We start from the raw sequence: 24,217 nt of genomic DNA on the forward strand, positions 1-24,217 counted from the left end.
CACCCTTGAAAGAGTGCGTAATAGCTCACTGGTCAAGTGATTCCGCGCCGACAATGTAACGGGGCTCAAGCACACCGCCGAAGTCGTGGGATTCGCATTTGTGACAAGCCTTCGTGGTTCAGTCGTGCGGATCGGTAGGAGAGCGTCGTGTGGCGAGTGAAGCGGCGGTGGAAACCAGCCGTGGACGCCACACGAGTGAGAATGCAGGCATGAGTAGCGAAAGACGGGTGAGAAACCCGTCCTCCGGAAGACCAAGGGTTCCAGGGCCAGGCTAATCCGCCCTGGGTAAGTCGGGACCTAAGGCGAGGCCGACAGGCGTAGTCGATGGACAACGGGTTGATATTCCCGTACCGGCGAAGAACCGCCCAAGCTAATCCAGTAATGCTAAGACTCTGAAACCACCGTCGCTGTGCCTTTCGAGGTTCCAGGATCGTGGCGTAGCGGTCGACCCGGTCTGGTGCGGCTAGCGTAGTAACAGGTGTGACGCAGGAAGGTAGCCGAGCCGGGCGATGGTTGTCCCGGTCTAAGGGTGTAGGGCGAGACATAGGCAAATCCGTGTCTCATACAGCCTGAGACCCGATGGGTACCCCTCACGGGGGAAATCGGTGATCCTATGCTGCCAAGAAAAGCATCGACGCGAGGTTCAAGCCGCCCGTACCCCAAACCGACTCAGGTGGTCAGGTAGAGAATACCAAGGAGATCGAGAGAATCGTGGTTAAGGAACTCGGCAAAATGCCCCCGTAACTTCGGGAGAAGGGGGGCCAGAAACGTGAACCCACTTGCTGGGGGAAGCGTGGACGGCCGCAGAGACCAGTGGGAAGCGACTGTTTACTAAAAACACAGGTCCGTGCGAAGTCGCAAGACGATGTATACGGACTGACGCCTGCCCGGTGCTGGAAGGTTAAGAGGAAGGGTCAGCCGCAAGGCGAAGCTCAGAATTTAAGCCCCAGTAAACGGCGGTGGTAACTATAACCATCCTAAGGTAGCGAAATTCCTTGTCGGGTAAGTTCCGACCTGCACGAATGGCGTAACGACTTCCCAGCTGTCTCAACCACGAACTCGGCGAAATTGCAGTACGAGTAAAGATGCTCGTTACGCGCAGCAGGACGGAAAGACCCCGTGACCTTTACTATAGCTTGGTATTGGTGTTCGGTGCGGCTTGTGTAGGATAGGTGGGAGACGGTGAAGCGGGCACGCCAGTGTTCGTGGAGTCATTGTTGAAATACCACTCTGGTCGCTCTGGATGTCTAACTTCGAACCGTGATCCGGTTCAGGAACAGTGCCTGGTGGGTAGTTTAACTGGGGCGGTTGCCTCCCAAAAAGTAACGGAGGCGCCCAAAGGTTCCCTCAACCTGGTTGGCAATCAGGTGTCGAGTGTAAGTGCACAAGGGAGCTTGACTGTGAGAGAGACATCTCGAGCAGGGACGAAAGTCGGGACTAGTGATCCGGCAGTGGCTTGTGGAAGCGCTGTCGCTCAACGGATAAAAGGTACCTCGGGGATAACAGGCTGATCTTGCCCAAGAGTCCATATCGACGGCATGGTTTGGCACCTCGATGTCGGCTCGTCGCATCCTGGGGCTGGAGTAGGTCCCAAGGGTTGGGCTGTTCGCCCATTAAAGCGGTACGCGAGCTGGGTTTAGAACGTCGTGAGACAGTTCGGTCCCTATCCGCTGCGCGCGTTGGAAGTTTGAGAAGATCTATCCCTAGTACGAGAGGACCGGGATGGACGAACCTCTGGTGTGTCAGTTGTTCCGCCAGGAGCACCGCTGATTAGCTACGTTCGGACCGGATAACCGCTGAAAGCATCTAAGCGGGAAGCCGTCTTCAAGATGAGACTTCCATGCCCCTAGAGGGTGAGAGGCTCCCAGTAGACGACTGGGTTGATAGGCCGGATGTGGAAGCAGGGACGAAAGACCTGTGGAGCTGACCGGTACTAATAAGCCGACGACTTGAACACACCCCACCATGCGTGGGGCATGAGAATGAGCTTGCTGCTCGCGTCCACTATGTGGTTCCCGATGGACGGTCGGGACCACCCCGCACCACCACCAACACACGCCCTACGTGTGTGGGCTGTGGTGCAGGGTGGTAACAGCACGGAACATCACCACATGTTTCGGCGGCCATAGCGAGAGGGAAACGCCCGGTCACATTCCGAACCCGGAAGCTAAGACTCTCAGCGCCGATGGTACTGCGAGGGGGACCTCGTGGGAGAGTAGGACACCGCCGGACTTCTTCATCACCAGGGGGAGGTCACCCGCACAGCGGGCGACCTCCCCCTTTTTCTATTTCCATACGCGACCCGCCGAGGAGCACCGTGAGCGACCAGGACGCACCGAGAGGCGACCGGCCGCGTCGCGCGGGCCGACACGACCGGGACGACGCCGGCGCGCGAGGGCCCCGTCGCGAAGGCGATCGGCCGCTGCAGCGCGGCGGCAGGCGATCCACCGACCGCGCAGGGCGGTCTCCCGCCTCGGACCGTCCCGCCCGCGACGGTGCTCGGCGGGATCAGCGCCCAGCGGGTGCAGCGGACGGCGCGCACCGCCTCGGGGGCGGACGGCACGTCGACGAGCCGGCGCTGCCGGACGACATCAAGGCGTCGGACCTCGACAAGGTCGCGCGCAGCGAGCTGCGCACCCTGACCAAGGAGAACGCCGAGGCGGTCGCGCGGCACCTGGTGGCGGCCTCCCGCGTGATCGAGGACGACCCCGACGAGGCCCTGCGCCACGCGCTGGCCGCCGCGCGCCGGGCGGGCCGGGTCGCCGTCGTGCGGGAGAGCGTCGCGATCGCGGCCTACGCCTCCGGCGACTTCGCGCTCGCGCTGCGGGAGCTGCGCACCTTCCGCCGGATCTCCGGGTCCGACGATCAGATCGCGCTGATGGTCGACAGCGAACGCGGCGTGGGCCGGCCGGACCGCGCGCTCGAGGTCGGCCGCTCGGTCGACCGCGCGGCTCTGCCGCTCGAGGCGCAGGCGGGGCTCGCGATCGCGATGTCCGGCGCCCGCCTCGACCAGGGCGACGCGGGTGCGGCCCTCGACGAGCTCGAGCGGGCGCCGATCGACCTGCAGCGGGTCCACGTGTGGTCGCCCTCGCTCTACGACGCCTTCGCGACCGTGCACGACGAGCTCGGCGACACCGCGGAGGCCGAGCGCTGGCGCACCCGCGCGGACAACGCCGAGCGGGTGCTCGCCGACGTCGACGCCGAGGGCGACTCCATCTCCGTGGAGACCGAGGTCACGGAGGAGTCCGAGCCCGAGCCCGAGCCCGAGCCCGAGGACGAGGACCCCACGGAGGCCGGTGCCGCGGCGTCGGTGGAGAGCGCGACCGAGGAGTCGGTGTCCCCGCACGACGCGATCGCCGCGTCCGAGTCGTCCGACGACGGCACCGCGCCCACCGATCGCGACTGACGTCATGGCCCGACCCGCCCCGCTGGGGAACGCCGACGTCCTGCTGCTCGACCTCGACGGCGTGGTCTACCGGGGCCGGAACGCCGTCGCCCACGCCCCGGAGACGCTCGCGGCCGTGCGATCGAGCGGGGTGCGCATCGGCTACATCACGAACAACGCCTCCCGCACCGCCGCCTCCGTCGCCGCGCACCTGACCGACCTCGGGCTGCCCGCCGGGCCGGACGACGTCGTCACCTCGCCGCAGGCCGCCGTCCGCCTGCTCGCCGACCGGCTGCCGGCCGGTGCCCGCATCCTCGTCATCGGCGGGGAGGGCCTGCGCGCGGTCGTCCTCGAAGCCGGGTTCACGCTCGCTGCGAGCGCGGACGACGCGCCCGACGCGGTCGTGCAGGGCTTCTCGCCCGAGCTCGGCTGGAGCGACCTCGCCGAGGCGTCCTTCGCGCTGGCCGATCCGGACCGCCTGTGGATCGCGACCAACACCGACTGGACGATCCCCGTCGACCGCGGCATCGCGCCGGGCAACGGCACCCTGGTCTCCGCGGTGCACTCCGCGGTCGGCCGTCTCCCGGTCGTGGCGGGCAAGCCCGAGACGCCGCTCTTCGAGGTCGCCGTGGACCGCTTCGCGGCGCAGCGGCCGTTCTTCGTCGGCGACCGGCTCGACACGGACATCCAGGGCGCCAACGCCGCGGGCATGCCCTCCGCGCTCGTCCTCACGGGCATCGACGGCCCGAAGGAGCTGCTGGCGGCCCAGCCGAACCGCCGGCCCGGCTTCATCCTGCGGGACCTGCGCGGGCTGCTCGAGCCCTACCCCGAGGTGAAGCGGCGCCGCGACGGCGTGCAGGTCGGCAAGGCGGTCGCCCGCGTGGACGGCGTCTCGCTCGAGGTGGTCAAGGCGGGCGAGCCCGTCGACCTGCTGCGCGCGGCCGTCGAGGCGGTCTGGACCGCGGGTGTCAGCGCATACGCCCTGCGCATCCCCGACTCGGTGCTGGGTCTGCGGGCGTCGCTACAGTGACCGCCATGCACGAGGAGCGCAGCACCCCCGCCGACGTGGAGGCCCTGCCCGTCGAGGCCCGCGCGGCCGCCTACCTCGAGGCCCAGCAGCGCCTCGAGGCCCGCCTCGAGCTGCCCGGCGCGTGAGCGACGAGCGGCTCGACCTCGCCCTCGTCGAGCGCGGGCTCGCCCGCTCCCGCACGGCCGCGCAGGGAGCGATCAAGGACGGGCACGTGCGGGTGGACGGCGCGACGGTCACGCGACCGGGGCTGCGCGTCGGCGACGACGCCGAGATCGAGGTGGAGTCGGTCAACGGCTGGGTCGGCCGGGCGGCGGGCAAGCTCGACGCGGCGCTCGACGCCTTCTCCGTCGACGTGCGCGGCCGCACCGCGCTCGACCTCGGCGCCTCCACCGGCGGCTTCACGCAGGTGCTGCTCGAACGCGGCGCCGCGAGCGTCGTGGCGCTCGACGTCGGCCACGACCAGCTCGTGCCCGAGCTGCGGGAGGACCCGCGGGTCGTCGTCGTGGAGGGGGAGAACGCGCGGTCCCTGACGCCTGAGCGGCTGACCGAGCTGAGCGGTTCCGCAGCGCCGCCCGAGGTCGTCGTCGCGGACCTCTCCTTCATCTCCCTCGCCATGATCCTGCCGGCGATCGTGGCCGTGGCCGATCCGGAGGCCGACGTGATCTGCCTGGTCAAGCCGCAGTTCGAAGTCGGCCGCACCAAGGTGCGGGTCGGCCTGGTGCCCGACCCCGCCGACCGCGAGTCGGCGGTGCGCAGCGTGCTCGACACCGCGGCCTCGCTGGGGCTGCGGACCGCCGGCGTGATGGCGTCCCCGCTGGTCGGCGCCCACGGCAATCGGGAGGTCCTGGTCCACCTCCACCGGTCTCGCGGGAGCGATCCCGCAGAATGGTCGACGTCGATCGAGCGCAGCGTGCGCCCGGACGCGGGGGAGGTCGCATGACGGAGCGTCGCTACGTCCTGATCCTCGCGCACACGGGTCGGGACGCCACCGTCGACGCCGCCTCCTCCGCCCTGGCGATGCTGCGCGGCGGCGGCGTCGTGCCGGTGCTGACCACCGTGGAGCGCTCCGACCTCGCGGCCCGCTGCGACGTCGACGGCATCGCGGTGCTCGGCGAGGACGTCGAGGTCGACGACCTCGAGCTCGTGGTCGTCCTCGGCGGCGACGGCACGATCCTGCGCGCGGCCGAGCTCGTGCGGAACTCCGACGTGCCGCTGCTCGGCGTGAACATGGGGCACGTCGGCTTCCTCGCGGAGGCCGAGCGGGACGACCTGGGCGACACGATCAAGCGCGTCGTCGCCAAGCAGTGGGACGTCGAGCTGCGCCGCGCGATCGCGGTGCGCGTCGTGCAGAACGGCCGGGTCGTGCACGAGGACTGGGCGCTGAACGAGGCCACCGTCGAGAAGGCGGCGCGCGAGCGGGTCCTCGAGGTCGTGCTCGAGGTCGACCAGCGGCCGCTGTCCTCCTTCGGCGCGGACGGCGTCGTCGTGTCCACGCCCACGGGCTCCACCGCCTACGCCTTCTCGGCCGGCGGTCCGGTGGTGTGGCCGACGCTCGACGCGATGCTCGTCGTGCCGCTGTCCGCGCACGCCCTCTTCGCCCGGCCGCTCGTCGTGCCGCCCACGTCCACCATCGCCGTCGAGGTCGTGCGCCGCACGCCGGCCACCGGCGTCCTGTGGTGCGACGGCCGGCGCATGTTCGACCTCGCGGCCGGCGCCCGCATCGAGATCTCCGCCTCGCCGCAGCCCGTGCGGCTCGCGCGCCTCCACTCCGACACGGACCGATTCACCGACCGGCTGGTGAGCAAGTTCGACCTGCCGGTGGGCGGATGGCGAGGCCCGGCGTCGTGAGCGGACCCCGCCCCGGCATCGAGGAGATCACGATCCGCGGCATCGGCGTCATCGAGGACGCGGTCCTGCCGCTGGGTCCGGGCTTCACCGCGCTCACCGGCGAGACCGGCGCCGGCAAGACGATGGTCGTCACCGCTCTCGGGCTGCTGCTCGGCGGTCGCGCGGACTCGGGCGTCCTGCGCGCGGGTGCCGACCGCGCCGTCGCCGAGGCCCGGTGGATCGTGCCCGAGCACGGCGCCGTCGCCGACCGCGTCGACGAGGCCGGCGGTGAGCTCGAGCCCGTCGGGAACGGCACCGCGGAGCTGCTCGTCTCCCGCAGTCTGAGCGCCGAGGGGCGCAGCCGGGTGGCGGTCGCGGGCCGGTCGGTGCCCGTCGGCGTGCTGCAGGCGCTGGGGGAGGAGCTGGTCGCGGTCCACGGCCAGTCCGAGCAGCTGCGGCTCAAGTCGCCCGCCGCGCAGCGCGAGCTGCTCGACCGGTTCGCGGGAGCGCCGCTCGGCGAGCTCCTCGAGCAGTACACGCACGTGCACCGCCGGTTCCTCGCCGACCGCACGGAGCTCGAGCGGCTGTCCGCCGAGCAGGCCGCCCGCACGGCCGAGGCGGTCGAGCTGCGCACGGCCCTCGCGGAGATCGAGGGCGTCGCGCCGCAGCCGGAAGAGGACGTCGAGCTCGCCGCCCTCGCGGAGCGGCTCGGCGCCCAGGACGAGCTGCGCATCGCCGCCGCGACGGCGCACGAGGCCCTGTCCGCGGAGGACGTCGGGGCGACGGACGCGCTCTCCCTGCTGGTCGAGGCGCGCCGCGCACTGGAACGGGCCGCGCCGATCGATCCCGAGCTCGCCGCCCTGGCCGAGACCGTGGCCTCCGTCGCCTCCCTGGCCGCCGACGCCTCCTCCGACCTCGCGAGCTACCTCGCCGGGCTCGATCCGGACGCCCCGGGGCGGCTCGAGGTGACGCAGCAGCGCATCAACGAGCTCGGGGTGCTGCTGCGCCGGTACGGGCCGGCCCTCGACGACGTCCTCGCCTTCGCGGACGCCGGCGGACGCCGCCTGCTCGAGCTGGACGCCGACCCCGACCGGATCGAGACGCTGGCGGTGCAGGTCGAGGAGGACGAGCGCCTCGCCGTCGAGCTCGCGGACCGCATGACCGAGGTGCGCCGCGAGGCCGCCGAGCGGCTCGGCAGCGCGGTGACCGCCGAGCTGGCGGACCTCGCGATGGGCACCGCCGCGGTGCTGGTCGAGGTGACGAGCCGCGACGAGCTGACCGCGACCGGCCGCGACGTCGTGCAGCTGCTGCTGCAGGCCTACCCGGGCGCGGAACCCCGCCCGATCGGCCGCGGCGCCTCGGGCGGCGAGCTCTCGCGCGTGATGCTCGCGCTCGAGGTCGTGCTCGCCGGCACCGACCCGGTGCCGACCTTCGTCTTCGACGAGGTCGACGCGGGCATCGGCGGCGCGGCGGCCATCGAGGTCGGCAAGCGGCTCGCGCGGCTGGCCGGCACCTCGCAGGTGATCGCGGTCACGCACCTCGCGCAGGTCGCGGCGTTCGCCACGAACCACCTGAAGGTGCTGAAGGGCTCCGACGGCGGCGTCACGACCTCGACCGTGCAGCGGCTGACGGGGGAGGAGCGGACCGCCGAGATGGCGCGCCTCCTGTCCGGGCTCACCACGAGCGAGTCCGCCCTGGCGCACGCGCAGGAGCTGCTCGACCTGGCGACCGACGCCTCCTGACCCCGCCGTCGATCGGGAGCCCGCCTCCCGACGTCGCGATCGTCGCCGGTGTCAGCGGGGTGTCCGAGGGGTCCATACAATGGAACCCCGTGGTGGACACGGGAAGCTCGATGCCGGCCAAGTCGGACCAACCCGCGACGGGTGCTCCGAGGACGACGAAGCACGTCTTCGTCACAGGGGGTGTCGTCTCCTCGCTCGGCAAGGGCCTGACGGCCGCCAGCCTGGGGAACCTCCTGACCTCGCGCGGTCTGCGCGTCGTCATGCAGAAGCTCGACCCCTACCTCAACGTCGATCCCGGGACGATGAACCCGTTCCAGCACGGCGAGGTCTTCGTGACCGACGACGGCGCCGAGACCGACCTGGACATCGGGCACTACGAACGGTTCCTCGACATCAACCTGAGCCAGTCGGCGAACGTGACGACCGGCCAGATCTACTCCTCCGTCATCGCGCGGGAGCGGCGGGGCGAGTACCTCGGCGACACCGTGCAGGTCATCCCGCACATCACCGACGAGATCAAGCGGCGCATGCGCCTGCAGGCCTCCGACGACCCACAGCCCGACGTGATCATCACCGAGATCGGCGGCACCGTCGGCGACATCGAGAGCCAGCCGTTCCTCGAGTCCGCGCGCCAGGTGCGCCACGAGCTCGGCCGCCGCAACGTGTTCTTCGTGCACGTGTCGCTCGTGCCCTACCTGCCCACCTCGGGCGAGCAGAAGTCGAAGCCGACGCAGCACTCCGTCGCCGCGCTGCGCTCCATCGGCATCCAGCCCGACGCGCTCGTGCTGCGGTCGGACCGGCCCGTGACCGACGCGAACCGCAAGAAGATCGCGCTGATGTGCGACGTCGACGAGGAAGCGGTCGTGAACGCCACCGATGCGCCCTCGATCTACGACATCCCCGCGATGCTCAACTCGCAGGGCCTCGACGACATCATCGTCGAGGCGCTCGGCCTCGAGGCCGGCCCCGTCGACCTCACCCGCTGGAACGGCGTGCTGCAGGCCGTGCACCAGCCCCGTCAGGAGGTCACGATCGGCCTCGTCGGCAAGTACATCGACCTGCCCGACGCCTACCTGTCCGTCACCGAGGCGCTGCGGGCCGGCGGCTTCGCGCAGGCCACGAAGGTGCACCTGCGATGGGTGCCGAGCGACGAGTGCGAGACGCCGGAGGGCGCCGCGCAGCACCTCGGCGACCTCGACGGCATCTGCATCCCCGGCGGATTCGGCGTGCGCGGCATCGAGGGCAAGGTCGGCGCGCTGCGCTTCGCCCGTGAGAACGGCATCCCTGCGCTCGGCCTCTGCCTCGGCCTGCAGTGCATGGTCATCGAGTACGCGCGCCACGAGGCCGACCTGCCCGACGCCTCCTCCACGGAGTTCGACCCCGACAGCCCGTTCCCCGTCATCGCCACGATCGCGGAGCAGGTCGCGATCATCGCCGGCGGCGACATGGGCGGCACCATGCGCCTCGGCCTGTACCGGGCCGACCTGGAGGAGGGGACGCTCGCGCGCGACCTGTACGGCCGCGCCGAGGTGAGCGAGCGGCACCGCCACCGCTACGAGGTGAACAACCACTACCGGGAGCGCCTGCAGACCGCGGGGCTCGTGTTCTCCGGCACCTCGCCCGACAACCGGCTCGTCGAGTTCGTCGAGCTGCCGCGCGACGTGCACCCCTTCTACATCGGCACGCAGGCGCATCCCGAGCTGCGTTCGCGCCCGACCCGGTCGCATCCGCTGTTCCGCGGCCTGATCACCGCGGCGCTCGACCGCCAGCGCGCCTCCCGCCTGTTCGAGGACGCCGCGGTCGAGGAGGAGGTGTCGGCCGGTGCCTGAGCACGAGCAGACCGGCCCGATCGCCGACGTCCCCGAGCAGCACGAGCTCACCTCGGAGAGCCTCATCCACTCCGGCCGCGTCTGGGACGTGGCCACCGAGACGTTCGACTACGACGGCGCCGCCATCACCCGCGAGGTGATCCGGCACGCCGGCGCCGTGGCGGTGCTCGCGCTCGACGACCAGGGGCGCGTGCTGCTGATCCGGCAGTACCGGCACCCGATCCGGACCCGCGCGTGGGAGATCCCGGCCGGGCTGCTGGACGAGCCCGAGGAGCCGGCGCTGCTCGCCGCGCAGCGGGAGCTCGCCGAGGAGGCGGACCTCGCCGCCGCGACCTGGCACGTGCTCGCCGACTTCCAGAACTCGCCGGGCGGCAGCGACGAGACGATCCGGGTGTTCCTCGCGCGCGACGTGTCGGCCGTGCCCGCGTTCCAGCGCGAGGACGAGGAGGCGGACATCGAGGTGCGCTGGGTGAGCCTGGACGACGTCGTCGACGCCGTGCTCGCGCGGCGCGTGCAGAGCCCCTCGCTCGCCATCGGCGCACTCGCCGCGGCCGCCTCCCGTGCCCGCGACTGGGCGACGCTCGCGCCCGGCGACGAGCCCTGGCTGCGCCACCCCGTGCTGGGCGGCGCCCCCTGGCACACCCGCTGACCCGACCTCCGTCCTGCAGGAGATCCGGCGCCTCCAGCGCCGGATCTCCTGCAGCATGAGGAGCGTGCAGGTCGAGCAGGCGGTCGGGCGGTTCCTGCGCCACGTCGCCGTCGAGCGCGGGCTGTCCGACAACACGCTCGCGGCGTACCGGCGCGACCTCGCCCGGTACGCCGCGCACCTCGCTGAGGCGGGCCGCACGGACATCGGCGACGTCACCACCGCGGACGTCGCGGCCTTCCTCGACCGCATCCGCGGCGAGGACGGCGCCGCCGCGTCCTCCGCCGCCCGCATGCTCTCCTCCGTGCGCGGGCTGCACCGGTTCCTCGCCGAGGACGGACTGGTCGCCGACGACGTCGCGCACGAGGTCGATCCGCCGAAGCTGCCGCTGCGCCTGCCCAAGGCGATCCCCATCGACGACATGGCGCGGCTGATCGCGGCGACGGAGGGGGAGGACCCGGTCCTCGTGCGGGACCGGGCCCTGCTCGAGCTGCTCTACGCCACCGGCACCCGCGTGAGCGAGGCGGTCGGGCTCGACGTCGACGACCTGGCGACGGGCGAGATGGTGCGGGTGCTCGGCAAGGGCGGCAAGCAGCGGATGGTCCCCGTCGGCTCCTACGCCCGCGCCGCGGTCGACGCCTACCTGACGCGCGTGCGGCCGATGTGGGCGGTGAAGGGCGCGGCGACGCCGGCCCTGTTCCTCGGTCCGCGCGGCGCCCGGCTGTCGCGGCAGAGCGCGTGGCTCGTCATCCAGGCGGCGGCGGAGCGGGCGGACCTGTCCGCGCACGTCTCGCCGCACACCTTCCGGCACAGCTTCGCCACGCACCTCCTGCAGGGCGGCGCGGACGTGCGCGTGGTGCAGGAGCTGCTCGGGCACAGCTCGGTGGCGACGACGCAGCTGTACACGCTGGTGACGGCGGACGCCCTGCGCGACGTCTACACGACCGCCCACCCCCGCGCCCGCTGAACCGCCCCGCCCGTGGTCGTCCGCGGATCCGGACGACCGGAGCGACACGCCGCCTCCGAGGCCCTCCGCGCGGGGTGTCGCCGGATCCGACCGGATCCGCGCACGATCTCCGGATCCGCGAGCAGGGGACACGCCGGCCCTGCTCGCTGGGAAGCCGCCGAGCGGCGAGTCTCCCTCGGACGGGGGACAGCGCGACATACCGTGGGCACACGTTCGACGAGCCGCACCTGAGGAACCCACCCATGACGCAGACGACCGTGCTGGACACCCGCTCCGACGAGGAGGGGGCGCTGCCGCTCGGCCCGACCGGACGGCCGGCGCACGAGTTCCCAGTGCCCGCGCCGCTCGCGCAGCACGGCCCCGCGCGCATCGTCGCCCTCTGCAACCAGAAGGGCGGGGTCGGCAAGACGACGACCACCGTGAACCTCGGGGCCGCGCTCGCCTCCTACGGCCGCCGCGTGCTGCTGATCGACTTCGACCCGCAGGGGGCGCTGTCCGCCAACTTCAAGGTGCAGACCGAGGACGTGCCCACGATCTACGAGCTGCTGCTCGGCTCGTCGCGCACCGACCCGCGCATCGCGATCCAGCACACGCAGATCGACGGGCTCGACATCATCCCGGCGAACATCGACCTGAGCGCCGCGGAGGTGCACCTCGTCAACGAGGTCGCGCGCGAGCAGAGCCTCGCCCGCGTGCTGCGCCGCGTCAGCGACGACTACGACATCGTGCTGATCGACTGCCAGCCGTCGCTCGGCCTGCTGACCGTGAACGCGCTCACCGCCGCGCACGGCGTCGTGATCCCGCTCGCCTGCGAGTACTTCGCCCTGCGCGGCGTCGCGCTGCTCGTCGAGACGATCGAGAAGGTCCGCGACCGCCTGAACCCCGCGATCGCGCTCGACGGCATCGTCGGCACGATGTACGACCCGCGCACCCTGCACTGCCGCGAGGTCCTCGACCGCGTCGTGGAGGCGTTCGACGCCGACGTGCTCGAGACGGTGATCAGCCGCACGGTGAAGTTCCCGGACGCCTCGGTCGCCCGCGAGCCGATCCTCGAGTACGCCCCCGAGCACCGGGCCGCCGCGGCGTACCTGCAGCTCGCCCGCGAGCTGGTGGCACGGGGTGCCTTCGCCTGACCCGGCCCCGTCGAACGACGGCGGGACCGCCCCAGGCTTCCGCGTCCGCGTCGGCGGCTTCGACGGCCCGTTCGACCTGCTGCTCGACCTGATCGGGCGGCGCGAGCTCGACGTGACCGAGCTGGCGCTGTCCATCGTGACCGACGAGTTCCTGTCGCACCTCGAACGGCTCGGCGACGACGCCGACCTCGAGACCACGAGCGGGTTCCTCGTCGTCGGCGCCACCCTGCTCGACGCGAAGATCGCCGGCCTGCTGCCCGCCGGCGAGGTCGTGGACGCGGAGGCGGTCGCGCTGCTGGAGGCCCGCGACCTGCTCTTCGCGCGGCTGCTGCAGTACCGCGCCTTCAAGGAGGCGTCGACCTGGTTCGCCGACGCGCTGGCCGTCGAGGACTCGCGGCACGCGCACCGCGGTGCGGTGCACGAGCAGCAGGCGCCGCCGCCTCCGCCGCCCGAGCTGCCCGTCGACGTCGCCGCGTTCGCGCTGCTCGCCGCTGCGGCCCTCGCGCCGCGGCCCGAGCCCGCCGTGCGGGTCGACCACCTGCACGGCTCCGCGATCGGGCTGCGCGAGCAGGCCGCGGAGGTCGTCGCGATGCTCCGTCGTGGTGCCGCGATGTCGTTCCTCGACCTCACGGGCCCCGCCGCGGAGCGGCCCGTCGTGGTCGCCCGCTTCCTCGCCGTGCTCGAGCTGTACCGGCTCGGGGCGATCGTCTTCGAGCAGCTCGACCCGCTGGGTGCACTCGTGGTGCGCTGGACCGCGCCAGACTGGGACGACGCGATGCTCGCGCGACTGGGAGGAGGCTTCGATGACTGAGCACCCGACGACCGAACGGCCTGCACGCCGCGTGCCCCAGGAGCCCGTCGCCCTGCTGCTGTCCGGCCTGCTCGGCACCGCCGTCGCCGAGCCGGCCGCCGCTGCACCGGCAGCGGCAGCGGCAGCGGCCGCGGCCGCAGCCTCGCAGGCCGAGGCGCCGGCGCCGCGACCCTCCTCCGCCTCCCTCGACGAGCTGGACGCGACGATCGAGGCGCTGCTCGTCGTCGCCGACCGCCCGCTGGACCTGCTCACCGTCGCCGGCGCGGTCGACCGGCCCGTCGCGGTGGTCCGCCAGGCGATCGAGCGCATCCGGGACGACCTCGACGGGCGCGCCGGCGGCCGTCGCCGCGGCTTCGAGCTGCGCGAGCTCGCGAGCGGCTACCGCCTGTACGCGCGCGCCGCGCACGACGGCGCGGTGCGGCACCTGCTCGAGATCGAGACCACCGGTCGGCTCAGCCAGGCCGCGCTCGAGACCCTCGCCGTGGTCGCCTACCGCCAGCCCGTGACCCGCGGCCAGGTCGCGGCGATCCGCGCGGTCTCGGTCGACTCCGTGCTGAAGACGCTCGTCGCCCGCGGGCTCGTGGGGGAGGTCGGCCGGTCGGAGGAGACCGGTGCGGTCCTGTACGGCACGACCGACGACCTGCTCGTGGCGCTCGGCATCCGCTCGCTCGACGAGCTGCCCCCGCTCGCACCGCTGCTCGAGGGCGTGGAGGCCGCACATGCCGTCGCCCGCTGAGCAGCGCACGGACGGGGAGCGCCTGCAGAAGGTGCTCGCCGCCGCCGGCGTCGCCTCCCGCCGCGTCTCCGAGGACCTGATGGCCGCCGGCCGCGTCGCCGTGAACGGCCGCGTCGTCACCGAGCCCGGCACCCGGGTCGACCCGACGGTCGACGAGGTCGCCGTCGACGGCGTCCCGGTCCGCGTCGACCCCGCCCGCCGCACGATCGTGCTGCACAAGCCGACCGGCATCGTCTCGACGATGAAGGACGACCGCGGGCGCCCCGACCTCACGCGCTTCACCGAGCAGTACGAGGAGCGGCTCTTCAACGTCGGCCGCCTCGACACCGACACCTCGGGGCTGCTGCTGCTCACGAACGACGGCGACCTCGCGCACGTGCTCGCGCACCCCTCCTTCGGCGTGACGAAGACCTACATCGCGCTCGTCACCGGCGCGGTGAAGTCGCAGGCGCTCGCGCAGCTGCGGCAGGGCGTCGAGCTCGACGACGGCCCGATCGCCGCCGACCGCGTGCGCGTGCTGCCGAACGGCGCCAAGGCCGGTGCGTCGCTCGTCGAGCTGTCACTGCACTCCGGACGCAACCGGATCGTGCGGCGGATGCTCGACGCGGTCGGTCACCCGGTGCAGGAGCTGGTGCGCCGGGAGTTCGGGCCGCTGAAGCTCGGCGACCTGCCCGTCGGCAGGTCGCGCGACCTCACTGCGGCCGAGTTCGGGGCGCTGGCGACCCTCGTGGGGCGGGAGCGGGCCGACCGGTAGACTCGACGCCCGTGTCCGCCCGTACCAGGGGGCAGGTCCGGGTCGTCGGCACCGGGCTGCTCGGCACGAGCATCGGGCTCGGCCTCTCCTCCCTCGCCGTCGACGTCGTCCTCGACGACGTCTCGCCGTCGACCCTGGCGCTCGCGGTGGACTACGGCGCGGGTCGGCGCAGCGCGGAGGGGGACGCTCCCGCGGTCGTCGTCGTCGCGGTGCCGCCCGACGTGGTCGCCCACGTCGTGCGCGCCGAGCTCGAGCGGTTCCCGGACGCGCTGGTCACCGACGTCGCCAGCGTGAAGGCGGGCCCGCTCGCCGCGCTGCGGGCCGCCGGGGCGCCGATCGAGCGCTACCTCGGATCGCACCCCATGGCCGGGAGGGAGCGCGGCGGCCCGATCGCGGCCCGCGCCGACCTCTTCCTCGGCCGCCCGTGGGTGCTCGCGCCGCACGCCGACTCCACCTCGGAGCAGGCCGCGGTGCTGGAGGCGCTCGCCCTCGACCTCGGCGCCGTGCCCGTTCGGCTGCCCGCCGAGCGCCACGACGACGCCGTCGCCATCGTGTCGCACGCGCCGCAGCTCGTCTCGAGCCTGCTGGCCGCCCGGCTCGTCGACGCGCCGGACCACGCCACCGACCTCGCGGGCCAGGGGCTGCGCGACACGACGCGCATCGCGGGCAGCGATCCCGCGCTGTGGGTGCAGATCCTGAGCGCCAACGCGTCCCGGATCCTGCCCGTGCTCTCCGACCTGCGCGACGACCTCGACGCGGTGCTCGCCGCGCTCGCCGATCCGGCTGCGGCGGGCGCCCAGCGCTCGCTGGCCGACGTGCTCGCGGCGGGCAACGACGGCGTCGCCCGGATCCCGGGCAAGCACGGCGTCGACCTGCGCACGACGACGCTGACCGTGCTGGTCGACGACCGGCCGGGGCAGATCGCACGACTGCTGACGGAGATCGGCGAGCTCGGGGTGAACCTCGAGGACATGCGCCTGGAGCATTCGCCCGGCGCCCCGATCGGCATCGTGGAGCTGGCGGTGACCCCGGAGGTCGCCGGCGGACTGGAAGCGGACCTGCAGCACCGAGGGTGGCGGGTCGCATGACGAAGGAGCAGCAGGTGGGCGTGATCGTGGCGGTCGACGGACCGGCGGGCAGCGGCAAGTCGAGCGTCTCGCGCGCCGCCGCGGCGGCCCTCGGCTTCGGGTTCCTCGACACCGGCGCCGCGTACCGCGCGCTCGCGTGGAGCGTGCTGGAGCAGGGCGGCGACCCGGAGGACGCGGCGGCCGTCGAGCGCGCGCTCGACGGCTTCGCGTTCGAGTCCGCTGACGACCCCGACGAGCGCTGGGTCCGCGTCGGCGGCGTCGACGTGACCGACGCCATCCGCACCCCGCGGGTCACCGCCGCAGTCAGCGGCGTCGCCCGCGTGCCCGCGGTCCGCACGCGGCTGAACGAGGGCTTCCGCGCCCGCCTCGCCGCCGCCGAACCGGGCGTCGTCGCGGAGGGCCGCGACATCACGACGGTGGTCGCGCCGCACGCCGATGTGCGCGTGCTGCTCACCGCCAGCGCCGAGGTGCGCGCCTCCCGCCGGGCCAAGGAGCTGCCCGACGAGGACCACTCGGCCGTCGCGCGATCGATGGCGGAGCGCGACGCGAAGGACTCCCGCGTCGTCGACTTCCTCGAGGCCGCCGACGGCGTCACCACACTCGATTCGACCGACCTCGACTTCGACGGCACCGTCGCGGCCCTGGTCACCCTGGTGCGGGAAGCCGCAGGATTGGAGCCGGTCGCATGACCGACGCGGACGACGACTACGAAGGATCCGACGACCTCGCGGAGCGGCTGGGCGGGATCGACGACGCCGCAGCCGACCGCCGTGCGGAGGCGCTGCGGGCGGGACTCGAGGACTACGCGCTCGACGAGGAGGACCGCCTCCTCCTCGAGGGCGACGAGCTCGGCGACCTGGAGGCGGGCGCCGGCGCGGCGCTGCCGGTGCTCGCGATCGTGGGGCGGCCGAACGTCGGCAAGTCCGCGCTCGTGAACCGCATCCTCGGCCGCCGCGCCGCGGTGGTGGAGGACACCCCGGGCGTCACGCGCGACCGCGTCACCTACCGGGGGGAGTGGGACGGCCGTCCGTTCACGCTCGTCGACACCGGCGGCTGGGAGCCGGACGCCTCGGGGCTCGACGCCGCGGTCGCCGCGCAGGCCGAGGTGGCGGTCGAGCTGGCCGACGCCGTGCTGTTCGTGGTCGACGCCATCGTCGGCGCGACCGCGTCGGACGAGCAGGTCGTGCGCATGCTGCGCGCGACGAACAAGCCCGTCCGGCTCGTCGCCAACAAGGTCGACGACGTGCGCCAGGAGGCGTACATCGGCGAGCTGTGGGGCCTCGGCCTCGGCGAGCCGTGGGCCGTCTCCGCGCTGCACGGCCGCGGCGTCGCGGACCTCCTCGACGAGGTCATGCGGATGCTGCCGAAGGAGTCGAACGTCGCGAAGCCCGAGGTCGGCGGACCCCGCCGCGTCGCGCTCGTCGGCCGCCCGAACGTCGGCAAGTCGAGCCTGCTGAACAAGTCGGCCCGGGAGGACCGCGTGGTCGTCTCCGACGTCGCGGGCACCACCCGCGACCCGGTGGACGAGCAGATCGAGATCGCCGGCACCGTGTGGCGCTTCGTCGACACCGCCGGCATCCGGCGGCGCACGCATCTGTCGCAGGGCGCCGACTTCTACGCCTCCCTCCGCACCCAGGCCGCGCTCGAGCGCGCCGAGGTCGCGGTGGTGCTCTTCGACGTGACGCAGCCGATCAGCGAGGCGGACATCCGCATCGTCGACATGGTGCTGGAGTCGGGGCGTTCGCTCGTGCTCGCCTTCAACAAGTGGGACCTGATCGATGACGAGCGCCGCCGCTACCTGGAGCGCGAGATCGAGCAGGACCTCGCGCACGTGTCGTGGGCGCCGCGGGTGAACATCTCGGCGCTCACGGGCCGACACCTCGAGCGCCTGGTGCCCGCGCTGACCGCGGCCCTCGACGGCTGGGACACCCGCATCCCGACGGGCAAGTTCAACGCCTTCATCGCCGAGCTGACCGCGGCGCACCCGCACCCGGTGCGCGGCGGCAAGCAGCCCCGCATCCTGTTCGGGACGCAGGCCGGCAGCCGGCCGCCCACCTTCGTGCTGTTCACGACGGGCTTCCTCGACCCGCAGTACCGCCGCTTCGTGCAGCGGCGCCTGCGCGAGGTCTACGGCTTCGTCGGCACCCCGATCGTCGTGAACATGCGCGTCAGGGAGCGGCGTCAGCGCTCCTGATGCCCTGCATCGTGCTCACGCTTCGTGCCGCCTCCGGAGCGCCGAGGCGGCAAGAAGCGTGAGCGAGGTCTTCGCCGAGGGGCCGGAGGAGCCGCTGCTCGGCGGCGACGTCACCGAGGGGCTCGTCCGCGTCGGGGACACCGTTCGGCGGCCGCCGTCGGCGGTGTCGGGCGCGGTGGAGGTCGTCCTGCGGCACCTCGAGGCCGTCGGGTTCGAGGGCGCTCCGCGGTTCCTCGGGCGCGACGGCCGAGGACGGGACGTGCTCTCGTTCGTCGACGGCGAGGTGGCGGGACGGCCGTGGCCCGACCGGATCGCGGACGAGGAGCGCCTCCGCTCGCTCGCCCGCCTGCTGCGCGGCTACCACGACGCCGTGGCGCCGCTCGGACTGCCGGAGGCGGTGCTCGCGGTGCCGCAGCCCGCGCCGGACGGACTGCCTGCACGCACCGCGGGGGAGCCCGAGCTCGTCGGCCACCGCGACGTCACGCCCGAGAACGTCGTGTTCCGCATGGGCCGCGCGGTCGCGCTGATCGACTTCGACCTGCTCGGCCCGGTCACGCGGGTGGAGGAGCTGGCGAACCTGCTGCTCTGGTGGGGGCCGTGGATGCCGGAGGCGGACCGCGGGCCCGCGCTCCGCGGCGCGGACCCGGCGCGGCGGGCGCGCATCGCGGTCGACGCCTACGGGCTGCCCGAGACGGACCGCGCGCGCCTGCTCCCCGTCTCCGTGAACCTCGCGGACCGGTCGTGGCACCTGATGCGCTGGCGGGCCGAGCACGTCGGCGGGGGCTGGGCGCGGATGTGGCGGGAGGGCGTGGGCGACCGCATCGAGCGTCGCCGCGCCTGGCTCGAGCAGCAGGGCGAGTCCCTGCTCGCCTGACCTCCGGAGCGGCACGAAGCGCGAGCGAACGCCCTCGGCTGAAGACGCTCCGGATCCCTGCCGCTCCACACGAGCGGAAGCGGCAGGGATCCGGAGCACGATCGCTAGGGGCGGTGGAGGCGGACCTCGACGAGGCCGCCGGCGGCGCGGGTCTCGAATCGGATGGCGGGCGCGGTCGCCGGGCCGTGCACGACCTCCCCGGACTCGACCTCGAAGACGCTGCCGCGCGTGGTCTCGACGGTCGCCGTGCCGCGCTTCGTCTCGCCGAGGACGCCGTCGTGCAGCGTCTCGCCCATGTGCGTCGAGACGTCGGCGAGCACGTGCACGTCGTGACCGCGGCGCAGCACGAACAGGCCCTCGCCCGCGACGTCGTAGCGCGCGGCCGCACCGTCGGGCAGGTCGACGAGCGCGCCGAGCGGGTGCCAGCCCTCGGGGAAGCGCGTGAGGACCCCCTCCGCGTGGTTCGCGCCGACCGCCTGCCGGTACCCGAGGTGCCCGCCGAGGTAGCCGCCGAAGCCGACGAGGCCGAAGGCGGTGAAGCCGAGCGCCTTGCCGAGCCCCTCGCGGCCGGTGCGGCGCGCGAGCCAGGAGGCGGCGTAGAGCGTCCACGCCGTCTCGTTCGCGACGGCGTGCACGATGCCCACGCGCTGCTGCTCGCGTCCGGACCGCGCCCAGTCGGCCCAGCCGGCGGCGATCGCCGGAGCCGCGCCGAGCACGCCGGCGGCGACCAGCACGCGGGCGGCGCGCTCGGTCCCCGGCACCAGGTCGAGCACGGCGGCCCCGATCCAGGAGCCTGCGGGCAGCAGGATCAGCGCGGGGTGCAGCGGGTGCCCGGCGGGGACGCCGTGCAGCACGTCCTCGACCGCGCGGGGCTTGAGGAGGGACAGCACCACCTTCTGCACGTTCCGCACCACCGGATCGAGTGCGGCCACCTGCTCGAGGCGGACCAGGGGCTTCAGGATCGACAGCTCGCGCACGGGCGCACCTCTTTCGTCGTCCCCAGCCGACCGCACCGGGAGCGAGCCCGCAAACCGGCGGGGCGCCTCCGCAGCAGATCCCCAGGGTCCGCTGCGGAGGCGGGGCGCCTAGTGCAGGAGGGCGGCCAGGGCCGAGTCGATCTCGTGCGTCGCCGCGAGCGGCCCGGGCAGCGGGGTGCCGTAGAAGCCGTGGATGAGCCCCGGGAAGGTGCGGTGCCAGACCTGGACGCCCGCCGCCTGAAGCGCGGCGGCGTAGGCGACGCCCTCGTCCCGCAGCGGGTCGTACTCGGCCGTGGCGATGATGGCCGGCGCGACGCCCGTGAGGTCGGGCGTGCGCAGCGGCGCGATCCGCGGGTCGTCGACGAGCGCGCGCGCCTCGGGGGAGTCGGGAGCGACGCCGATGTAGTGGCCGAAGAACCAGTCCATGTCCCGCGCGGTGAGGAAGTACCCCTCCGCGTTCTCGCTGCGCGACGGGTACTCGCCGCCCGGGTCGGTCGCCGGGTAGGCGAGCAGCTGCGCCGCGAGCGGGATGCCGACGTCCCGCGCGCGGATCGCCGTGACGGCCGCGAGGTTCGCTCCGGCGCTGTCCCCGGCGATGACGAGGCGATCGGGGTCGCCGCCGAAGTCGCCGATGAGGCCGGCGACGTCGCTGAACGCCGCCCACGCGTCGTCGAGCCCAGCGGGGAACGGCCGCTCGGGCGCGAGGCCGTAGTCGACGCTGACCACCACCGCGCCGACGTCGGTGGCGAGCAGGCGCACCGCGGCGTCGTGGGTGTCCAGGTCGCCGATCACGAACCCGCCGCCGTGCAGGAACACGATCGTCGGCGCCGGATCGGAGACCGCGGGCCGGTACACCCGCGCGGGCACCCCGCCCACCTCCTGGTCGCGGATCTCCGCGATCGGCGGCAGCGTCGCGGGGTCGCGCCGGTCGACGCCGGAGAACGCGCGCAGCATCGCGCGGCCCTGCTCGGGCGTGCCCTCGGACATGGTGGGCACGCCGCGGGCCTGCATCTCCTGCAGCATCATCGCGGTACCGGGGTCGAGCGGCATGGTGCCGTCCTTTCGTGCGGGGGGAGGAGGTCAGCGGTAGCGGTAGAAGCCCTCGCCCGACTCCACGCCGAACAGGCCCTTGTCGAGGTAGTGCTCCTTCAGGTACGCGGCCCACACGGCCGCGCGCGGCTCCGCGCTCGCGATGGCGTACGCGGTGCGCAGGCCGACGACGTCGTAGATCTGGAACGGGCCCGCCGGCGCGCCGGTCGCGACCTTCCAGGTCGTGTCGATCGTCTCGGGCGTCGCCACGCCCTTGACGAGCAGCTCCGCGGCGGCGGACAGGAACGGGATGAGGAGCGAGTTCAGCACGTAGCCCGCCTGCTCCTTGTGCAGCCGGATCGGCACCATGCCGATCGCGACCGCGAACGCCTCCGCGCGATCGGCGACGGCGGTGTCCGTCTGCGGCGTCCCCATGATCTCGGCGGTGTTCTGGCGCCAGATGTTGTTGGCGAAGTGCAGGGCGAGGAACCGGTCCGGCCGACCCGTCGCATCGGCGATCGCGCTCGGCAGCAGGCTGGAGGAGTTCGTCGCGAACACGGTCGACGCCGGTGCGGCGGCGCCGACGCGGGCCCACACGTCGCGCTTCAGCTCGAGCCGCTCGGGCACCGCCTCGATCACGAGGTCCGCACCCTGCACCGCGGCGGCGAGGTCGCTGGTGAGCCGGATGCGGTCGGGCGCCGCGCGGTAGGCGGCGGGATCGCGGACCTCGAGGGCGGCCGCCTCGGCGAACGCGTCGAGCCGTCCGCGACCGACTCGCAGCGCGTCGTCGTCGACGTCGTAGGAGGTCACGTCGACGCCGTGCGCGGCGACCTGGAGGGCGATCTGCGCGCCGAGCACGCCCGTGCCGAGCACGGTCACGCGCTCGAAGGGGGAGGGGGCGGTCGTCGAGGGGGCGGGGTCGGTCACGGGGATCCTCCGGTTCAGGCCCGGGAGCGGGCGGGGACGAAGCGCAGCGCCTTGTGGCGCGCGTCGAAGCGGAACAGCAGCAGGTCGCGCACGTAGTTCTGGTGCACGCGCCACGGGGAGCGGTGGCCCTGGCGCGGCAGCTGCGCCAGACCGCGCTGGATGTAGCCGGCCGCCAGGTCGATGACGGGTGCGGTCGGCCCCTCCTCGGTCGGCGCGGACGCGACCGCGACCGCTTCACCGCGCCGGCGCATCCGGATGAGCATCGAGGCGACCGCGTTCGCGATCAGGTCGGCCCTCAGCGTCCAGGAGGAGTTCGTGTAGCCGATCGTGTAGGCCAGGTTCGGCACGCCGGTGAGCATCATGCCCTTGTAGGCGAGCGTCTTCCCGGGGTCGATCGGGCGCCCGTCGACATCGATCCGCATCCCGCCGAGGACGAGCACGTTGAGCCCGGTCGCGGTGACGAGCACGTCGGCGTCGAGCGAGCCGCCGGAGGCGAGGCGGACGCCGTGCGGCTCGATCCGCTCGATGCGGTCGGTGACCACGTCGGCGTCGCCGGCGGTGATGGCGCGGAACAGGTCGCCGCCCGGGACGGCGCAGAGCCGCTGGTCCCAGGGGTCGTAGCGGGGCGAGAAGTGCGTGTCGACGTCGAAGGACGCGGGCAGCTTCGCCTTCGCGGCGTTCCGCAGCACCGCCTTCATGGCTGCGGGCCGCCGGCGGGCGTACTGGTACAGCACGATCGAGCCGAGGATGTGCTTCGTCCGCACCACGCGGTAGGCGAGGCGCGGGGGCAGCTTGCCCTTGAGCTTCAGCGCCAGCCGGTCGCGCGAGGGCACGGCCGCGACGTAGGTGGGCGAGCGCTGCAGCATCGTCGCGTGGGCGCCCCGCTTGGCGAGCGCCGGCACCAGCGTGACGGCGGTGGCGCCGCTGCCGATGATCACGAACCGCTTGCCCGCCGCATCCAGGTCCGCCGGCCAGTGCTGCGGGTGCACCACGGGGCCCTCGAACGCCTCGACGCCCGGCAGCGCGGGGGAGTAGCCCTCGTCGTACCGGTAGTAGCCGGTGCAGGCGAACAGGAACGAGCAGGTGATCGTCGTCGTGGTGCCCTGCTCGTCGGCACGCCACTCGCCCGTCGCCGCGGGATCCCGGTGCAGCACCGTCAGCTCCCAGAGCGACCGGTCGGAGTGCCAGGAGGCCGCGACCACCCGCTGCCGCAGGCGGACGCGGTCGCGCACGCCGGTCTCCTCGGCGGTCCGCAGCACGTACTGCCGGATGTCGTCGCCGTCGGCGATCGACTTCTCGCCGCCCCAGGGGCGCGCGGCGTAGCCGAGCGTGTACATGTCCGAGTCCGAGCGCACGCCGGGGTACCGGAACAGGTCCCAGGTGCCGCCGATCACGTCGCGCGACTCGAGGACCGCGATCGACCGCTCCGGCGTCCGGCGCAGCAGCGTCGCCGCCGCACCGATCCCGGACAGCCCCGCGCCCACGACCACCACGTCCAGGTGCTCCGTCATCATCGACCTCCCCGCTGCACCCACAGTATCGACAGATCGTCGAGAAAGTCGACACCGTGTCGAAAGTCGCCGCATAGGCTCAGGGGATGACCGCATCGCCCCGGGGCCGCCGCGCCTCGCGCCCCTCCGGGGACGAGCGGCAGCGCGCCATCGTGGAGGCGTTCGAGACGCTGTTGCGGACCCGTGCGATGGCGGACATCGCGATCGACGAGATCGCCGCCGGCGCCGCGATCTCCCGCAGCGCCTTCTACTTCTACTTCCCCTCCAAGCAGGCCGTGCTGCTCGAGCTGCTCGACCGGATGGTCACGGAGGTGGACGAGCGGCTCGCGACCATCGGCGTGCCCGGCGACGACCCGGCCGCCTGGTGGCGGGCGTCGATCGGCGTCTTCGTCGCCGTGTTCGGCGAGCACCGGTCGGTGACCGTCACGCTCGCGGAGGCGAGGGCGACGGTGCCCGAGCTGCGCGACGAGTGGGCCCGCCGCTCCACCCGCTGGGTGGAGCTGACCGCCTCCACGATCGTCGCCGAGCGCCGCCGGGGCCGCGCGCGGGAGATCGTCGACCCGCGGGCGACGAGCATCGCGCTGAACGCGATGAACGAGCGCGTGCTCGTCGCGTCGTTCGGCGCGGAGCTGCCGGCGCTCGCCGCCGACGACGTGCTCGACGTGCTCACCGACGTGTGGTGCACGACGATCTACGGCACGCCGCGCCCCTGATCCGGGACGCCGCCGGACCTCGCTCACGCTTCGTGCCGCACGCC

General features: G+C 72.9%; 21 protein-coding genes and 2 rRNA genes. 19 read left to right on the forward strand and 4 right to left on the reverse strand.

All coding sequences use genetic code 11. From position 1 onward, the window contains the following. The 18 genes from ABEA53_RS03935 to ABEA53_RS04020 all read left to right on the forward strand — a co-directional run. Positions 1–1,957, forward strand: a 23S ribosomal RNA gene (locus tag ABEA53_RS03935); the annotation flags it as partial. A 158-nt stretch (positions 1,958–2,115) separates the two neighbouring features. Next, a 5S ribosomal RNA gene (rrf, locus tag ABEA53_RS03940) occupies positions 2,116–2,232 on the forward strand. An 85-nt stretch (positions 2,233–2,317) separates the two neighbouring features. Then, entirely contained in the window at positions 2,318–3,406 is a 1,089-nt protein-coding gene (locus ABEA53_RS03945; RefSeq protein WP_345479689.1) for a hypothetical protein, read from the forward strand. A gap of 4 nt (positions 3,407–3,410) precedes the next feature. After that, positions 3,411–4,415, forward strand: a complete 1,005-nt coding sequence (locus ABEA53_RS03950; RefSeq protein ID WP_345479691.1) for an HAD-IIA family hydrolase — start codon at positions 3,411–3,413, stop codon at positions 4,413–4,415. A 121-nt stretch (positions 4,416–4,536) separates the two neighbouring features. Beyond that, complete coding sequence (locus ABEA53_RS03955) at positions 4,537–5,355, forward strand: TlyA family RNA methyltransferase (RefSeq protein WP_345479692.1); 819 nt, start codon at positions 4,537–4,539, stop codon at positions 5,353–5,355. Beyond that, positions 5,352–6,263 (forward strand): NAD kinase, encoded by a 912-nt coding sequence (locus ABEA53_RS03960; RefSeq protein ID WP_345479693.1) that lies wholly within the window; start codon positions 5,352–5,354, stop codon positions 6,261–6,263. The genes ABEA53_RS03955 and ABEA53_RS03960 overlap by 4 nt, the downstream gene beginning before the upstream one ends. After that, positions 6,260–7,984: a DNA repair protein RecN gene (gene recN / locus ABEA53_RS03965; protein ID WP_345479694.1), complete on the forward strand. Its 1,725-nt coding sequence runs from the start codon at positions 6,260–6,262 to the stop codon at positions 7,982–7,984. The genes ABEA53_RS03960 and recN overlap by 4 nt, the downstream gene beginning before the upstream one ends. 110 nt (positions 7,985–8,094) lie before the next feature. Further along, positions 8,095–9,813, forward strand: a complete 1,719-nt coding sequence (gene pyrG, locus ABEA53_RS03970) for a CTP synthase (RefSeq protein ID WP_345480567.1) — start codon at positions 8,095–8,097, stop codon at positions 9,811–9,813. After that, complete coding sequence (locus ABEA53_RS03975) at positions 9,806–10,462, forward strand: NUDIX domain-containing protein (RefSeq protein WP_425550593.1); 657 nt, start codon at positions 9,806–9,808, stop codon at positions 10,460–10,462. Before pyrG ends, ABEA53_RS03975 begins: the two co-directional genes overlap by 8 nt. A 55-nt stretch (positions 10,463–10,517) precedes the next feature. Further along, positions 10,518–11,426, forward strand: a complete 909-nt coding sequence (gene xerD, locus ABEA53_RS03980; protein WP_345479696.1) for a site-specific tyrosine recombinase XerD — start codon at positions 10,518–10,520, stop codon at positions 11,424–11,426. Between the two features lie 242 nt (positions 11,427–11,668). Continuing rightward, positions 11,669–12,559, forward strand: coding sequence for a ParA family protein (locus ABEA53_RS03985; protein ID WP_345479697.1), 891 nt, complete (start codon positions 11,669–11,671; stop codon positions 12,557–12,559). Next, positions 12,546–13,370, forward strand: a complete 825-nt coding sequence (locus tag ABEA53_RS03990; protein WP_345479698.1) for a segregation and condensation protein A — start codon at positions 12,546–12,548, stop codon at positions 13,368–13,370. The genes ABEA53_RS03985 and ABEA53_RS03990 overlap by 14 nt, the downstream gene beginning before the upstream one ends. Beyond that, positions 13,363–14,106 carry an SMC-Scp complex subunit ScpB gene (scpB, locus tag ABEA53_RS03995; protein WP_345479699.1) on the forward strand — a complete coding sequence of 248 codons (744 nt, stop codon included), beginning with the start codon at positions 13,363–13,365 and terminating at the stop codon, positions 14,104–14,106. The genes ABEA53_RS03990 and scpB overlap by 8 nt, the downstream gene beginning before the upstream one ends. Next, positions 14,090–14,860 (forward strand): pseudouridine synthase, encoded by a 771-nt coding sequence (locus ABEA53_RS04000; RefSeq protein ID WP_345479700.1) that lies wholly within the window; start codon positions 14,090–14,092, stop codon positions 14,858–14,860. Before scpB ends, ABEA53_RS04000 begins: the two co-directional genes overlap by 17 nt. 11 nt (positions 14,861–14,871) lie before the next feature. After that, positions 14,872–15,948, forward strand: a complete 1,077-nt coding sequence (locus ABEA53_RS04005) for a prephenate dehydrogenase (RefSeq protein ID WP_345479702.1) — start codon at positions 14,872–14,874, stop codon at positions 15,946–15,948. After that, positions 15,945–16,637, forward strand: coding sequence for a (d)CMP kinase (gene cmk, locus ABEA53_RS04010; protein WP_345479703.1), 693 nt, complete (start codon positions 15,945–15,947; stop codon positions 16,635–16,637). Before ABEA53_RS04005 ends, cmk begins: the two co-directional genes overlap by 4 nt. Next, the gene (der, locus tag ABEA53_RS04015) at positions 16,634–18,142 is read left to right on the forward strand and encodes a ribosome biogenesis GTPase Der (protein WP_345479705.1); all 1,509 of its coding nucleotides are present in this window, start codon (positions 16,634–16,636) and stop codon (positions 18,140–18,142) included. The genes cmk and der overlap by 4 nt, the downstream gene beginning before the upstream one ends. Positions 18,143–18,200: 58 nt before the next feature. Further along, the gene (locus ABEA53_RS04020; RefSeq protein WP_345479706.1) at positions 18,201–19,016 is read left to right on the forward strand and encodes a phosphotransferase; all 816 of its coding nucleotides are present in this window, start codon (positions 18,201–18,203) and stop codon (positions 19,014–19,016) included. 104 nt (positions 19,017–19,120) lie between these two features. Here ABEA53_RS04020 and ABEA53_RS04025 read toward each other — a convergent pair whose 3' ends face one another. From ABEA53_RS04025 to ABEA53_RS04040, 4 genes are all read right to left on the reverse strand, one after another. After that, on the reverse strand, positions 19,121–19,993 hold the full coding sequence (locus ABEA53_RS04025; protein WP_345479707.1) for a Rieske (2Fe-2S) protein: 873 nt from the start codon (positions 19,991–19,993) through the stop codon (positions 19,121–19,123). Positions 19,994–20,101: 108 nt separating this feature from the next. After that, a complete protein-coding gene (locus ABEA53_RS04030; RefSeq protein WP_345479708.1) occupies positions 20,102–21,043 on the reverse strand; it encodes an alpha/beta hydrolase in 942 nt (313 codons plus the stop codon). Positions 21,044–21,073: 30 nt separating this feature from the next. Beyond that, entirely contained in the window at positions 21,074–21,949 is an 876-nt protein-coding gene (locus tag ABEA53_RS04035) for a 3-hydroxyacyl-CoA dehydrogenase (RefSeq protein WP_345479709.1), read from the reverse strand. Positions 21,950–21,963: 14 nt separating this feature from the next. Then, the gene (locus ABEA53_RS04040) at positions 21,964–23,460 is read right to left on the reverse strand and encodes a flavin-containing monooxygenase (protein ID WP_345479710.1); all 1,497 of its coding nucleotides are present in this window, start codon (positions 23,458–23,460) and stop codon (positions 21,964–21,966) included. An 86-nt stretch (positions 23,461–23,546) separates the two neighbouring features. Here ABEA53_RS04040 and ABEA53_RS04045 point away from each other — a divergent pair, with 86 nt between their 5' ends. Further along, positions 23,547–24,173: a TetR/AcrR family transcriptional regulator gene (locus tag ABEA53_RS04045; RefSeq protein ID WP_345479711.1), complete on the forward strand. Its 627-nt coding sequence runs from the start codon at positions 23,547–23,549 to the stop codon at positions 24,171–24,173. Positions 24,174–24,217 lie beyond the last annotated feature (44 nt).

The sequence above is a fragment of the Amnibacterium soli genome (assembly GCF_039544415.1).
GTDB classification, from domain to species: domain Bacteria; phylum Actinomycetota; class Actinomycetes; order Actinomycetales; family Microbacteriaceae; genus Amnibacterium; species Amnibacterium soli.

Bases quoted from the DNA above. Each gene is read 5' to 3' on its own strand.
- ABEA53_RS03960 (WP_345479693.1), top strand. From the start codon at position 5,352: ATGACGGAGCGTCGCTACGTCCTGATCCTCGCGCACACGGGTCGGGAC.
- ABEA53_RS04000 (WP_345479700.1), top strand. From the start codon at position 14,090: ATGCCGTCGCCCGCTGAGCAGCGCACGGACGGGGAGCGCCTGCAGAAG.
- ABEA53_RS04030 (WP_345479708.1), bottom strand. From the start codon at position 21,043: ATGCCGCTCGACCCCGGTACCGCGATGATGCTGCAGGAGATGCAGGCC.
- ABEA53_RS04045 (WP_345479711.1), top strand. From the start codon at position 23,547: ATGACCGCATCGCCCCGGGGCCGCCGCGCCTCGCGCCCCTCCGGGGAC.
- pyrG (WP_345480567.1), top strand. From the start codon at position 8,095: ATGCCGGCCAAGTCGGACCAACCCGCGACGGGTGCTCCGAGGACGACG.
- scpB (WP_345479699.1), top strand. From the start codon at position 13,363: ATGACTGAGCACCCGACGACCGAACGGCCTGCACGCCGCGTGCCCCAG.
- ABEA53_RS03950 (WP_345479691.1), top strand. From the start codon at position 3,411: ATGGCCCGACCCGCCCCGCTGGGGAACGCCGACGTCCTGCTGCTCGAC.
- xerD (WP_345479696.1), top strand. From the start codon at position 10,518: ATGAGGAGCGTGCAGGTCGAGCAGGCGGTCGGGCGGTTCCTGCGCCAC.
- ABEA53_RS04040 (WP_345479710.1), bottom strand. From the start codon at position 23,460: ATGACGGAGCACCTGGACGTGGTGGTCGTGGGCGCGGGGCTGTCCGGG.
- cmk (WP_345479703.1), top strand. From the start codon at position 15,945: ATGACGAAGGAGCAGCAGGTGGGCGTGATCGTGGCGGTCGACGGACCG.
- der (WP_345479705.1), top strand. From the start codon at position 16,634: ATGACCGACGCGGACGACGACTACGAAGGATCCGACGACCTCGCGGAG.
- ABEA53_RS03985 (WP_345479697.1), top strand. From the start codon at position 11,669: ATGACGCAGACGACCGTGCTGGACACCCGCTCCGACGAGGAGGGGGCG.